The sequence below is a fragment of the Tenacibaculum sp. Bg11-29 genome, from assembly GCF_002836595.1.
Classification (GTDB): domain Bacteria; phylum Bacteroidota; class Bacteroidia; order Flavobacteriales; family Flavobacteriaceae; genus Polaribacter.
The window spans coordinates 582,896-597,194 of record NZ_PJBB01000003.1; the positions used below are offsets into that span (position 1 = coordinate 582,896).

Annotated in this window: 17 protein-coding genes; all 17 read right to left on the reverse strand. The window is 31.2% G+C overall.

Annotation, left to right across the window (positions count from 1 at the left end; translation table 11 throughout):
- Positions 1-6: 6 nt before the first annotated feature.
- The gene (locus CXF68_RS02740; RefSeq protein ID WP_101042820.1) at positions 7-1,047 is read right to left on the reverse strand and encodes a hypothetical protein; all 1,041 of its coding nucleotides are present in this window, start codon (positions 1,045-1,047) and stop codon (positions 7-9) included.
- 7 nt (positions 1,048-1,054) lie between these two features.
- Positions 1,055-2,086 carry a hypothetical protein gene (locus tag CXF68_RS02745; protein WP_101042821.1) on the reverse strand — a complete coding sequence of 344 codons (1,032 nt, stop codon included), beginning with the start codon at positions 2,084-2,086 and terminating at the stop codon, positions 1,055-1,057.
- A 7-nt stretch (positions 2,087-2,093) separates the two neighbouring features.
- Positions 2,094-3,044, reverse strand: coding sequence for a hypothetical protein (locus CXF68_RS02750; RefSeq protein WP_198553743.1), 951 nt, complete (start codon positions 3,042-3,044; stop codon positions 2,094-2,096).
- Between the two features lie 86 nt (positions 3,045-3,130).
- The gene (locus tag CXF68_RS02755; protein ID WP_101042823.1) at positions 3,131-5,956 is read right to left on the reverse strand and encodes a hypothetical protein; all 2,826 of its coding nucleotides are present in this window, start codon (positions 5,954-5,956) and stop codon (positions 3,131-3,133) included.
- Position 5,957: 1 nt separating this feature from the next.
- On the reverse strand, positions 5,958-6,440 hold the full coding sequence (locus CXF68_RS02760) for a DUF4280 domain-containing protein (protein ID WP_101042824.1): 483 nt from the start codon (positions 6,438-6,440) through the stop codon (positions 5,958-5,960).
- Between the two features lie 10 nt (positions 6,441-6,450).
- Entirely contained in the window at positions 6,451-7,530 is a 1,080-nt protein-coding gene (locus CXF68_RS02765; RefSeq protein WP_101042825.1) for a hypothetical protein, read from the reverse strand.
- A gap of 63 nt (positions 7,531-7,593) precedes the next feature.
- On the reverse strand, positions 7,594-8,181 hold the full coding sequence (locus CXF68_RS02770; RefSeq protein WP_101042826.1) for a hypothetical protein: 588 nt from the start codon (positions 8,179-8,181) through the stop codon (positions 7,594-7,596).
- A gap of 2 nt (positions 8,182-8,183) precedes the next feature.
- A complete protein-coding gene (locus tag CXF68_RS02775) occupies positions 8,184-8,789 on the reverse strand; it encodes a hypothetical protein (protein WP_101042827.1) in 606 nt (201 codons plus the stop codon).
- A 1-nt stretch (position 8,790) separates the two neighbouring features.
- Positions 8,791-9,060, reverse strand: coding sequence for a hypothetical protein (locus CXF68_RS02780; protein WP_198553744.1), 270 nt, complete (start codon positions 9,058-9,060; stop codon positions 8,791-8,793).
- A complete protein-coding gene (locus CXF68_RS02785; RefSeq protein ID WP_157821836.1) occupies positions 9,051-9,392 on the reverse strand; it encodes a hypothetical protein in 342 nt (113 codons plus the stop codon). Before CXF68_RS02785 ends, CXF68_RS02780 begins: the two co-directional genes overlap by 10 nt.
- A 1-nt stretch (position 9,393) precedes the next feature.
- Complete coding sequence (locus tag CXF68_RS02790) at positions 9,394-9,987, reverse strand: hypothetical protein (RefSeq protein WP_101042830.1); 594 nt, start codon at positions 9,985-9,987, stop codon at positions 9,394-9,396.
- Between the two features lies 1 nt (position 9,988).
- Positions 9,989-10,321 carry a hypothetical protein gene (locus CXF68_RS02795; RefSeq protein ID WP_101042831.1) on the reverse strand — a complete coding sequence of 111 codons (333 nt, stop codon included), beginning with the start codon at positions 10,319-10,321 and terminating at the stop codon, positions 9,989-9,991.
- Positions 10,299-10,586, reverse strand: coding sequence for a hypothetical protein (locus CXF68_RS02800; protein WP_101042832.1), 288 nt, complete (start codon positions 10,584-10,586; stop codon positions 10,299-10,301). The genes CXF68_RS02795 and CXF68_RS02800 overlap by 23 nt, the downstream gene beginning before the upstream one ends.
- Positions 10,587-10,588: 2 nt before the next feature.
- Positions 10,589-11,206 (reverse strand): hypothetical protein, encoded by a 618-nt coding sequence (locus tag CXF68_RS02805; RefSeq protein WP_101042833.1) that lies wholly within the window; start codon positions 11,204-11,206, stop codon positions 10,589-10,591.
- 2 nt (positions 11,207-11,208) lie between these two features.
- A complete protein-coding gene (locus tag CXF68_RS02810; protein ID WP_101042834.1) occupies positions 11,209-12,126 on the reverse strand; it encodes a hypothetical protein in 918 nt (305 codons plus the stop codon).
- Positions 12,127-12,128: 2 nt separating this feature from the next.
- Positions 12,129-12,299 carry a hypothetical protein gene (locus tag CXF68_RS20460; protein WP_157821837.1) on the reverse strand — a complete coding sequence of 57 codons (171 nt, stop codon included), beginning with the start codon at positions 12,297-12,299 and terminating at the stop codon, positions 12,129-12,131.
- A gap of 2 nt (positions 12,300-12,301) precedes the next feature.
- Positions 12,302-14,113: a type VI secretion system Vgr family protein gene (locus CXF68_RS02815; RefSeq protein WP_101042835.1), complete on the reverse strand. Its 1,812-nt coding sequence runs from the start codon at positions 14,111-14,113 to the stop codon at positions 12,302-12,304.
- Positions 14,114-14,299 lie beyond the last annotated feature (186 nt).

Consider the following 14,299-nt stretch of genomic DNA (forward strand, 5'->3'; position numbering starts at 1 on the left):
ATCTCTCTACTTTATTATTTCTAATTGTAGGTCTTCTTCTTTGCCATTGTAGGTGTCTTTATCCGTATAAAGATATATCCCTGGGAAATACACTCTACTTTGGTCATCATATAAAAAGTACAATGCTGACCTTCCTCTTAGTCGTGAGTCTATATTTAAATGACTACTGTGTTTAAAAGTCACTATTCTCCCCCCTCCATAAAAGGCTAATTCATAATCTTTTAAGGGCTGAAATTCTTTCTCTTTTATCATTAATTTTTTTAAATATTGCTCTTTAAGTTCATCAAAAATTTTATCTCCGTCATGAGAACGATGCGCAAAATAATTAGCTGTTACCTCTCTAACGGTATTATTAAAGTTTATTTGAAAGAATTTATCACTATCTTTATCTTCATATACCTTTTGATACATTTTAAAATAATTCCATATTTTTTTTCTTAAAATGGTAGTATCTACTTTACGTAAATCGACACCATTGCTCCAACCTTCATTTTCGTAAGGCACCTCTGCTGTAAAGGAGAATGTAAACTCATAATAGGGCAAGCCTGCGCCAGGAAATTTATTGGTATCAAACCCTTCTGTTGTTACTACTTTTATAATTTCTTCTGCTGCTATGTCGTAATTTTTCCAATCGGGTATTTTTATAACTTCTATACGCATAGAACTGCCCCCTTTAAGCGTTTTATAATACGGCATCTCATCACCGTAAGCTTCTTGTTCTAAATTACCTATAGGGTACATGCGTAATGTTACGGTTTGCTCACCACTTTTTAAGATGGCTTTATTTATCTTTATTCCCGTGGCATTTACCCCTAAATCGTAATTTTTATATACGGGAAAATCATTTATTAGTACTTCATAAGTACAATATTCTTGATTGATACGAAGTAAGTACATAGGTTGGTTGTCGTACAATTTAACTTCTTCTTTCATTCGTTGAATGAAATTATCAGTAGTTATTTCCTTAGTTTGCATAGATTTTTTATTTTGAGCACAACCTAAACTAACCACAAAAAAACAACCATATATAAAAATTTCTTTTAACATTATCTCTCTACTTTATCATTTCTAATTGTAGCTCTTCTTCTTTGCCATTGTATTTGTCTTTATCCATATATAAATAGAGACTTAAAAAGCGTCCTTTTAGCCTATCACTTTCATTTTTATATAAAAAATACAAAGCAGATTCTCCTCTTAACCTAGAGTCAGTACCTAATAAGCTACTATGTTTAAAGGTCGCTATTTTACCTCCTCCATAAAACACTAACTTATAATCTTTTAAAGGCTGAAAATTTTTATTTTCTAATGATACAGAATATAACATTTCACTACATACACTCTCTATTTTTTCTTTTTTCCAATATTCAGATTTTGCTTCTCTTGATAACTGTTCAAAATGCTTTTGAGATTTATTATCCTTATTTTTTTCTTCATGTATCTTTTGGTACATTTTAAAATAATTCCATATTTTTTTCTTTAAAATAGTACTATCTATTTTACGTAAATCGATACCATTATTCCACCCTTCATTTTCGTAAGGCACTTCTGCTGTAAAGGAAAATGTAAACTCATAATAGGGCAAGCCTGCGCCAGGAAATTTATTGGTATCAAAACCATCCGTAGTTACTACTTTTATAATTTCTTCCCCCGCTATGTCGTAATTTTTCCAATCGGGTATTTTTATAACTTCTATACGCATAGAACTGCCCCCTTTAAGCGTTTTATAATACGGCATCTCATCACCGTAAGCTTCTTGTTCTAAATTGCCTATTGGGTACATACGTAATGTTACGGTTTGTTCACCACTTTTTAAAATGGCTCTATTTATCTTTGTTCCCGTTGCATTCACGCCTAAATCGTAGTTTTTATATACAGGATAATCATTTACAAGTACTTCGTAAGTACAATATTCTTGATTAATACGAAGTAAATACATAGGTTGTACAGCGTATTTGGGCATATCTTCCCACATTTTATCTGCTACATTGTTTATTGTTATAGATTCTTGAGTGGTATTTTTATTATTTTGAGCACAACCTAAACTAACAACAAAAAAACAACCATATATAAAAATTTCTTTTAACATTATCTCTCTACTTTATCATTTCTAATTGTAGCTCTTCTTCTTTATCATTATACTTGTCTTTATCCATATAAAGATATAATCCAGGGAAGTAAGCCATACTTTGATCATCGTATAGAAAATATAATGCAGACGTTCCTCTTAACCGTGAATCTATATCTAAACCACTACTATGCTTAAAAGTCGCTATTTTACCCTCTCCATAAAAAACTAATTCATAATTTTTAAAGGGTTGAAATTCTTTATCTTTTATTTTAGTAATATCTAATCGTTCATTACATACTCTTTCTGTCTTTTCTTTATCCCAATATTCAGATTTAGCTTCCCTAGCAAATAGATTAAAATAAGCTTTAGCATCAGAATCTACATCTTTATTTTCAAGTATTTTTTGCTCCGATTTAAAATAACTCCATATTTTTTTTCTTAAAATAGTGGTATCTACTTTGCGCAAATCTACGCCATTGCTCCAACCTTCATTTTCGTAAGGCACCTCTGCTATAAAGGGGAATGTAAACTCATAATAAGGCAAGCCTGCTCCAGGAAACTTGTTGGTATCAAACCCTTCGGTTGTTACTACTTTTATAATTTCTTCTGCTGCTATGTCGTAATTTTTCCAATCGGGTACTTTTATAACTTCTATACGCATAGAACTACCCCCTTTAAGCGTTTTATAGTATGGCATCTCATCACCGTAAGCTTCTTGTTCTAAATTGCCTATTGGGTACATACGTAATGTAACCGTTTGTTCTCCACTTTTTAAAATGGCTCTATTTATCTTTGTTCCCGTTGCACTTACCCCTAAATCATAATTTTCATATACAGGAAAATCATTCACGAGTACTTCGTAAGTACAATATTCTTGGTTGATGCGAAGCAAGTACATCGGCTCTTGAGGATAACCTTTTACTTGCTCTTGTATTTTTTCTATAATATTATTTGCTGTTATTTCTTTAATTTGCATAGTTTTTTTATTTTGGGCACAACTTGTTATAACAGTTGCATATACTAATAATGAAAAAATGTTTTTAAAACTCATTTTATTATCTATTATTTTTTTGGTTCTTCAAATACAGGGGTTAACTCTCCTGGAATAACATAAGGAGGTATAAATGTCATCACTACAGGCTTGTCTTTACCTTTAGCATCCTTTCCATTTGAGATTTTCTTCCCCCAACCTTTTCTTTTATCAACCTTAGTTTCAATAATTACAGTTAATTCTCCAATTAAGCCTGTAAATATATAATTATCACGATAATGTGGCATTTTAATAATGCCTTTATTACTTAAATTTTTGGTAATTGATTGTTTTTCTTTTTCTAATAAATGAGCAACACCGCTGGTATCTACCAGCGCTTCTAGCGCGGCTACACTAGCTGTTACGGGGCTATAGGTAAAGGTTCGCTCAAAATAAAGAGAGCCTTTTATAGAACCATCTAATTTAGCATCTACACTTACATCGGCAAACTCTTGCCCTGTCCAATCTTGTAAAAAATCAGGAATATATTTGTTCATCTTACTAAACTTCATCTCCTTTTTTAAAGTGGCATCAATTTTTATAATACCATCTATCCCTTGTTTTTTTCCAAAGGTTACTTCACTTTTATCTAAATAATGACTTACACCATCAAAGAGGTTAAATTTTTGTGTACTTATATTGGTTTTTAGTGCGATATGGGCATCATAAAAGCCTTCAAAAGCAACAAGCATTTCTGCTTTTGCTCCAAAATGTTTTTCTACAAAACCACTAATAGTATCTTCAATTTCATTTTCAATTTTATAAGCCCCCTCTCTAATATCTCTTAAAGAATCTAAACCTATTGTCGTTTTCCCTTTTAGAGCTTTATTAGGTTTTAATTTCCCTTTTATTTTACCTCCATAATGTTTTATATCTTGCAGTGTACCAACTGTTTTATGAAATTTATCAAAAAAACCTTTTATACCTACAACTTCTGATATATATATACCTATATCCCATTTTTTTATATCACTAATTGCAAACAATGGGGCTGCTGTAAGTATGTATTCTTGTATAACGCTTATAGAGCCGTCTTCTTGTTTTTTATACCCTACACCATTTGCATAAGCTAACTGTGGTGGTATTATTTTTAGCCCTTTATCTTCCTGTTTATAGGTATTTACATTTAAAACTTTACCTGTTAAGCGTCGAGTAAATTTATATACTTTTTGAGCTTTTGCTAATAATACGGGTAAGTTTTTACCTCGTGTTAAAAACAATAATGCGATATCTACTAGTAGGTTTACAGCAACAGCAGCACCTACTACGCTTTTAGCAACCGAAGGATATTCGTCGGTATAACTTAAACTTAGTGGATTCTTTCCTTCATCATCATAGTTGTAAAAAGCATGCAACCCCACTTTAAAATCTAATGATGCCCCTTTTATATAACCAAACATAATATTTCTAACAAACTCACTACCAAATAGTATATCTATTACACTTTTCACATAAGGGTTTAACTCATTTATCCAATTAATAATAGCATCTATTTCAGCGGCAAGCCCTTTATCATAAAGAGCAACTTTATTCTCTTCATAAAACAATTTATTTCCTTGCAGGTTTTCAACTACGGTTGCTCCGTATTGTTGTTCAAGACTACATTTTGCTTCTTCTGAAAGGTGTTCTCTTGGATTACCCCATTGAAAATGAAACGCCCAAGATACATCTGGAAGTAACCCAAATTTTATATATTTAGAATACCTACATGTTTCTATTGGTAAATTTATAGGAATAGTACGTAGTGGTAATGTAATATGATTGTACTGTAATAAAAACTTCCAAAGATCATCAATATCTTGGTAAGGATATACTAAGTTAATTTCTAATTGCTCTTTAATTTGTTCTTTTGGGCTATATTCTATCTTAAATTTATCTAATTCTGTAATGTCAAAAATAGTAGATTGATGTGTTTCTTCTTTTCCTTCTAAGCTTAATCTACATTCATCTGTTTTTAAGTTTGCTAATTCTATTTTAATTGTTCTTGAAATGCCTCCGCATAAAACCAATTTCTTTAATTTATCAGACAGCTTACTTACCGTTTGTTCTTCATCGAATATTGTAACTGGTGATTCATTTCCAATTGTTACCTCAATCTTAGTATACTTACAAGGTTCGTATGCTTGGGTAAAATATTCTTCGTTATATACTGTTATAGGCGTAAGGTTTACAGGGTATATTATATTTGCATCATTTTTTTTAAGTGGAGATACAGTAAGTAACATACCTTCTTTTTCGCCATCGAAAACTACTACTTCTTGTTCGCTACTATCTTTATAACTTACGGTGTAAAAATATTTTTTAGTTATTTCTGTTAAATTTTCAGCGAACCATTCTACCATTTCTGTCTCTCTATTTAGTAAAATTGAAGGAAATACTTTTATGGCAGTTTCGGTATTTTCTTTATCAAATATTTTTACAACAACTTCAATATCATATAATCCTTCTTGGTCTATAAAAATTGGTACAGGTTGCAAATTACGACACCTAGTAAACTTCCATTCACTCGCTATTATTTTAGGGTCGGAACTTAGGTTTATAACGCTGTTACCGATACTTTTTCCATTTATATTTTTAAAAACATTAATATGTATTATTGAAGGTTTTTCTTTCGTACCCGCATGTGATTTTAACACTTTTAGTTGTGCTTTTTTACCTCCGGTATAATCGTTAACATCTACACGCTTACTATTGTGTGAAATTTCCCAATAAAAATCTTTTATTTTTTCTTTTCGTAAGAAAAAACTTACACTAATATTCTTTACCTCAAACTCTAAAGTTGTTGTTTTATGAATATGTGCATTTATAACATCATTATCTTCTATTATAGTATTATTTATCTTGGCTTCTAGATACATATTAGTTGGCTTTAAATTCTATTTTAGTTTCAACTTTATTAGTCATAGGCGTTAACGGATTTAATTGTGCCAATGTATCTTCATCAGTATTCTCTATATTTTGTTGTGTTACTTCGGCTATTTGCCCGTGATCTGTAATCTCTACACATGGAGATCCTGCAATAGCGCAAGTTGCCATACTATCTTCTAATAACGGGTTTCCTCCATTTTCATCTAATGCAACGTCTTCGTAAAAACCTGTCCATTCTGTAATAATGGGCTGGCATGGTTTATAGCCCGATGGAGTGGGTTGTAGTTTACAACTACCAAAAGTATTTTTTTCAAACGGTTGCCCAATTTCTTTATTCGTAGCTAGTAATTTATTACTCATGCTACTATCGTTTATATAGTGCTTACTTTGTGTGCTTACTAATAACTTATCGGGCGCAGTTCCTTGCATGCATTTGCAAGCTGCTTCATGGCATACTAAATGTTTTTCACTCATAGCAATATGATTAGGTTAAATGATAGGCTTCTATCGTTATTTTTTTATCTAGTTTTTTATTTACAAGTAACGTAATACTTCCTACAATACTTTTAATAACATGTGTGGTATTACAAAGTTCATAGGTAATATCTAATTCGCCTTCTAATGGCGTAGATTTGTAATAAGGAGTATCTTTGTTTTCTTCAATATCTTTACTAGATCGAAGATCGCTTACCGTACCTTTTTGATACACAACAATGTTATTATTTGCATTTAAATAAGGGTTTATTGATTGTTTTATTTGGTATTGTATACCATCTATAAAAGGATATAAGGGCACTTTAATTGTGTTTTTTATTTCTAATTTAGAGAAATAAACATTATAAAGTCCCGAAAAATAAAGTTTAAAAAAGAAGTCTCTTTTTATGGCCTTCTCTATGGCAATACGGTTTTTATAAGCACTATCTACATTTTTAATTTGCTGCGCCGCAATGGGTGATTTAAAATAACGTTGTGTTTTTGCTTTTACTTTTTGCCAACGTTTAAAAACTTCAGGCTGGTTAAATACTCCAGAAAACTGACCGCTTCTATAAGCTTTTACAGCTATAGGGTATAATGGTTTTCCTAAGGCTTCTGCTAAATTTTCGGCAAGCATATTAGGCTCTTTATAATCTAAATATACGTTGCTTTTAGATAGTACAAGGTCATATACATATTCAAACTCATCGGTGCATTCTATGCCAGTAGTGTAGTGAAATCTTTTCTTTTCTTTTTTTGTAACTAAATTAATTACAACACCATACCTATGGTTAAGTACTGTAAAATCACACAACAAATGATTCTGACTAGCTAATTGTATTGGTTTTTCTTTTGTAATATGTAAATTTTCATTGCCTTTATTAGTTACTGCGTAAGGTAAAAAAAGCTCTAAAACATAACTAGGTATAGCTCCTGCATATGGTATACGGTTGGTTAAACTTGCGTGTTTGTTATGAAATGTACGGATAGCATTTATTTGCAAACCAAATTTTGCTGCTACTATTTCTAAGGTTTCATTTTCCTTTAAAATATAAATTTTATATACTAATTTAGTATCTGAAAGATTCATTTGTTATTATTCTTTTCATATTTATTTTATTTAAAGCTCTTCTTTTTTTAATTCATATAGTTTTTAATGCGCTTCATGCCATTTATCTTCAATTTCTAGAGGAGTATCCATCATAAATTTCCCTTGGCTTTCCCAATAAGGTTGCTGTATCTCAGGGTAAGATTTAACCTTCATATAAGTATCTCCTAAAGTTACTTGGTGTTTTACGCCTTTATAAAGTAATAACACATATCTTATCTGCATTTCTTTCCACACATTCTGCCTAACTACCGTGCAATCTTTTTGATTAACACCTTCTGCTTTTAACAACTTAAATAAATAGGTTATGGGCAACACTTTTTTTTCTTTATTCGCATGCCATTTTGTAATATTTCTATATATATCACTATCTTTTTTATTAATCATATAAAACAAATCTGCTTTATATTTTTTTTCTATAATATCCCATTCTTTTCTATATATTTTAGAAGGTAAATTATATAAGGAATATCCATTTTTTCTAGGTACATCATTAGAATGTCTATAAGGAGCCTCTTTTTTTACTTTTTCCATTGTAAAATCTTCTTCCCCTATCAAATATGGTGGTTCTTCGGGGTAGCTAGCACAACTAAGTATGCTTGTTGTGAATAGTAAAAACAGTATTTTTTTCATTTTTAATAGTTATGACGATTTTCCTCAATCCATTTATCTCTAATTTCTTTAGGGGTATCCATCATAAATTGCCCTTGAGTTTCCCAATAAGGCTGCTGCACTTTCGGGTAAGAAGTAATATCAACGGTATTAGGCATTAACCGTATACCGTGTTTTACCCCTTTATAGAGCAATAATACATGCCTTATATTTAATTTTTTTGATGCTACATTTGCCAATACCGTATAATCTTCTTTGGCAACACCCTCTGCTTTTAGCAACTTAAATAAATAAGCTATGGGCAATATTTTTTTTTCTTTATTTGTGTGCCATTTTGTAATACTCCTATATACATATATATCGCTTCCTTTTTTATTTATAATATAAAATAATTGTGCTTTATATTTTTTTTCAATAATGTCCCATTCTTTTCTAAAAATTTCAGAAGGTAAATTATACACTGCATAATTATTTTCTACTGATAAATCATTAGGGTTTTTATAAGGAGCTACCTTTTTAATATGCTTCATTGTAAAACCTTCTTCGCCTACTAAATAAGGTGGCTCTTCTGGGTAGCTAGCACACCCAAGCATGCTTATTGCCAATAGTAAAAACAGTATTTTTTTCATTTTAATGCGCTTCATGCCATTTATCTACAAATTCTTTAGGAGTATCCATCATAAATTGCCCTTGGCTTTCCCAATAAGGTTGCTGTACTTTTGGGTATGAAAAAACCCTTATATAAGTATCTCCTAAGCTTACTAGGTGCTTTACACCTTTGTAAAGCAATAACACATATCTTATCTGCATTTCTTTCCACACATTCTGCCTAATTATGGTGCAATCTTCTTTGGCAACACCTTCTGCTTTTAACAACTTAAATAAATAAGCTATGGGCAATACTTTTTTTTCTTTATTTCCATGCCATTTTTCAATACGCCTATATATATATCACCTCCTTCTTTATTTATAAAATAAAATAAGTCCGCTTTATATTTTTCTTCAATAATATCCCACTTTTCACTTTCTATTAGATTACTTACTTTAGAAGGTATATTGTACAGCGAATATCCATTTTTTCTAGGTACATTACTAGAATGCCTATAAGGAGCTACCTTTTTAATATGCTTCATTGTAAAACCTTCTTCGCCTATTAAATAAGGTGGTTCTTCTGGGTAGCTAACACAACTAAGTATACTTGTTGTGAGTAGTAAAAACAGTATTTTTTTCATTTTAATGCGCTTCATGCCATTTATCTCTAATTTCTTGAGGAGTATCCATCATAAATTTTCCTTGGCTTTCCCAATAAGTTTGCTGCGCTTTGGGGTAAGATTTAATATCAACGGTATTAGGCATTAACCGTATATTATGTTTTACCCCTTTATAGAGCAATAATACATGCCTTATATTTAATTTTTTTGATGCTACATTTGCCAATACCGTATAATCTTCTTTGGCAACACCCTCTGCTTTTAACAACTTAAATAAATAAGCTATGGGCAATATTTTTTTTTCTTTATTTGTGTGCCATTTTGTAATACGCCTATATATATATATATCGTTGCCTTTTTTATTTATAATGTAAAATAGTTGTGCTTTATATTTTTCTTGAATAATATCCCATTGTTTTCTGTATATTTCAGAAGGTAAATTATACATAGCATAATCATTTTCTACTGATGAATCATTAGGATTTTTATAAGGAGCTTCTTTTTCAACTTTTTCTATTGTAAAATCTTCTTCACCAACTAAATAAGGTGGCTCTTCTGGGTAACTAGCACACCTAAGCATGCTTATTGCTAATAGTAAAAACAGTATTTTTTTCATTTTAATGCGCTTCATGCCATTTATCTACAAATTCTTTAGGAGTATCCATCATAAATTGCCCTTGGCTTTCCCAATAAGGTTGCTGTACTTTTGGGTATGAAAAAACCCTTATATAAGTATCTCCTAAGCTTACTAGGTGCTTTACACCTTTGTAAAGCAATAACACATATCTTATCTGCATTTCTTTCCACACATTCTGCCTAATTATGGTGCAATCTTCTTTGGCAACACCTTCTGCTTTTAACAACTTAAATAAATAAGCTATGGGCAATACTTTTTTTTCTTTATTTCCATGCCATTTTTCAATACGCCTATATATATATATATATATCACCTCCTTCTTTATTTATGAAATAAAATAAGTCCGCTTTATATTTTTTTTCAATAATATCCCATTGTTTTCTATATATTTTAGAAGGCATATTGTACAGCGAATACCCATTTTCTCTTGGTACGTTACTAGAATGCCTATAAGGAGTCGCCTTTTTAACATACTCCATTGTAAATCCTTCTTCCCCTATCAAATATGGTGGTTCTTCTGGGTAGCCAGTACAACTAAGTATACTTGTTGTGAGTAGTAAAAACAGTGTTTTTTTCATTTTTAATAGTTATGACGATTTTCCTCAATCCATTTATCTATAATTTCTTTAGAAGTATCCGTCATAAATTGCCCTTGGCTTTCCCAATAAGGTTGTTGTTCTTTTGGGTAAGAAGTTATAACAGTTGCATCAGGCATTAATATTATATCGTGCTTTACCCCTTTATAGAGCAATAATACATGCCTTGTATTTAATTTTTTTGATGCTACATTTGCCAATACCGTATAATCTTCTTTGGCAATACCTTCTGCTTTTAACAACTTAAATAAATAAGCTAAGGGCAATATTTTTTTTTCTTTATTCGCATGCCACTTTATAATATTCCTATATATATATATATCATTCCCTTTCTTATTCATAACATAAAATAGTTCTGCTTTATATTTTTCTTCAATGATATCCCACTTTTCTCTTTCTATTAGATTATTTATTTTAGAAGGTATATTGTACAGCGAATATCCATTTTTTCTAGGTACATTACTAGAATGCCTATAAGGAGCTACCTTTTTAATATGCTTCATTGTAAAACCTTCTTTGCCTACTAAATAAGGTGGCTCTTTTGGGTAGCTAACACAACCAAGTATGCATATAGCCAATAGTAAAAACAGTATTTTTTTCATTTTTAATGGTATTTTTCAATTACATCTTTTATATCTAAATTTCCTTTTGGCTTATAAACTTTATTTCCACTTTCCGTATCCTTATCAAAATAAATTTGCGTTGTTTCGTTAGAAACTTTTACGGGGCCTCGTAAATCATATAAATCTGAGGCGGGTAAGGCTAAAGAAGAGGCACTAATAACATCTCCTAAAAGAGCTATTAACCCTTGCGACATTTTATAAGCAGCACCAAGCGGCAGTACAAATGATATTAACCCAAATGCGCTTCGAATAGTATCAAAATCTTGCATTTTTTTATTCATAATAGCATAAGGTACCGTAATATCGCTTTCTCTTGTAAATTTACCTATTTCTTTTACAGTAGTAACAAAGGCATCGTCTAACTCAATTTTTTTATTAGCACCAAAAAATAATGTATGCTGGTTTAAAAAATTATCTACTAAATTTTCATGGTTGGCTTTTTGCTTACTAGCTAGTATGGGTTTATCTTGCTTTGTAATAATTGCAGGCAACATGCTTACTTTTTTAGCTTCTAATGTTATACTGGTGCCTAATAGCGAATCTACCACACTCATTTTTTCGCCTTCTTTATAATGTTTTACAAGTGCTTCTTCAAAAAGTTGTTTTTCGTGCCAACCAGCACGTGGCACGCCATTACCATCTAAAGCTACTGCTACAACATCTAACACACGATACGATTTCTCTTCTTCTGAAACCCTACCATTTTGTTTTTTGTAATAGCGTTTTAAATCGTACAAAACTACCACAGTAACCGCACATTTACCATCGTGCAAGTTCATATCTGTTACATAACAGCTCGTAAACTTATGTTGTGCTTTAACTGGCTGTATAACTTCATTACCACTTAAAAGGTCTTCTTTTTTTGGTGGTGTATAGGTACCAAATTTTATACTGCTCATTGTTATTTATTTCCTTTTGTTAGTATTTTTTTGTTTGATGCCAATGTTATATTTTCATTAGTCGCTTCAATATTTATTACATCTGCTACTTTTTCTAATATTTCACCCACCACTAATTCGTAGTGGTTATTAACCGTAATAGTTATATTTTTTGCTTGCTTTGTAATTGCCATATTTAAAACATATTAGATTTTTCTACACTGTTAAATTCTACGGTTTTACCACTTTGTAAAGTCATGTTTTCTTTTTGGCTAAACATGCTCACTTTACCTGCTATTTCGTTTGAAGCCGTGGCATTTCTTTTAAAATTTTTATCAACCAACTCAGTTCTATTATCAGAAGTTTCTTCTATATTACCTGTTGCAGAAACAGCAATATTTCCTCCTGCATTTGTTGTAATATTTTTACCTACATTTTCTGTTATATTGTCTCCTGCATTTACATTAATATTTTTTCCTGCAGTAATATTTAGGTTTTCACCTGCATTAATATTAATATCTTTTAAGGCGTTAATAGTTATTGTTTCTCCAGCAGTATCTATAAAAATTTGATTTCCTTTTTTATCTGTAATTTTTATACTCTCTGCTTTATTGGTATCATTAAACTCTAAAATATGCCCGCTTTTAGTAATAATACTCTTGTAATTATTCTGATCTTTACCACCAGCCCCATTATTACCATGAAATAAACTTCCCATTACAAAAGGTTGGTTTGGGTTGTTAAAACGAAACCCTACCATTACTTGATCACCTTTTTCGGGTATAAAAACATGCCCTCGGTTTTGTGCATGGTGATCACTACTACCTGCATCTGGTGTCATTACACGTATCCAACTTGTTTTTAGTTCGTGTTTTTGCCATTGAAACTGTACTTCTACACGCCCTTTTTGTTTTGGGTCTTCGTTTGATAATACGGTAGCTAATTGTGTAGTAGCTTCTGGTAAAGCAACTTCTGGCACTGGTAAAATAGCTGTACCCGATGATATTGCTTCAAAACTATTACGATATTCACTTGATCCTGTAGCGGTATGGGTTATTTTGGTGATAATATATTCACCATAGTTTTTAACTTCAAAAGCATCAAGCCCTCGTTGGGCGCCTGTTACTTTTATAATAGTACCTACGGTTAAACCTTGTTTGGTACTGGTAGCACTTAGCACATTGGCAGTTGCCATTTTACTTCCTTGCTGGTTATGTACAAAGGTATCTATCTCACTTTTATTTGCTGCTTTGGTTTGTAAATCTTCTTGAGTATTGATTGAATATAATTCTTTAGATACATCAAAAGCATAACTACCCAATTCGTTTAAGCCTTCTACACGTCCTCTTGATTTTGATTCATCTCTAACATTATGTAATGCATTGTATGAAAAATTAGCAGCAGTACTTGCTATTGCTTCTATAGCAATATTAAGGGTATCCATATCTGCACCATATTCTACGGTTATTGCCGCTGCTAAGGTTGGCTTACCAAAAACCAATTGTATACCATCGTAATACAACCATTCGTTGTATTGTTTTGCCAATCGCTGTATAAATTGAAAGTGATTTTCTTTGTATTGTGCTTGGTAGGTAATTGGAGTTTTAAATACAGGGTTTATTTTGGCGGTTAAGCCTGCTGCTCTAACGGTATCGTTTACAATGGTATCTAAACTTTTATGCAGCCAAGAATGCATGTGTGCACCGTTTTCTAATAAAATGGTTTTAGAATATCCGCTAACAAGTAATTTACCTTCAAAACCATTGCTGTGTTGTAGTTTTACATTGGTTATTACGCCTAAAAAATCGGTGTCGTTAAAGTTTATTACAATTGATTTTCCTAACCATTCTTTTGAGTCGTCGAGGGTATAAGAACCAACGGTTTCAACGGTATCATAATCTACTACCAAACTAAAAGTATGGTGGTTGTTTATGGCTTGGTTAAGGGTTACTTTTTCAAAATTATAGAGCGTTTCTCCGTCTATATTTATAATCGTTATTGGTTTCATATTGCTCTTTTTTTTTTACGAAATAGTAGCATCCTAAACAGCTATTAAACTGTGTGTGCTGCTGAAAATAATTTTAACATAACAGTTACTTTACTAAATAACATCATTTGTTTACATATATTGTATAACATTCGAATTCACATACTAAAAAAGCTTTAATTTGTAGCTTAAAAATGAAAAAATTCA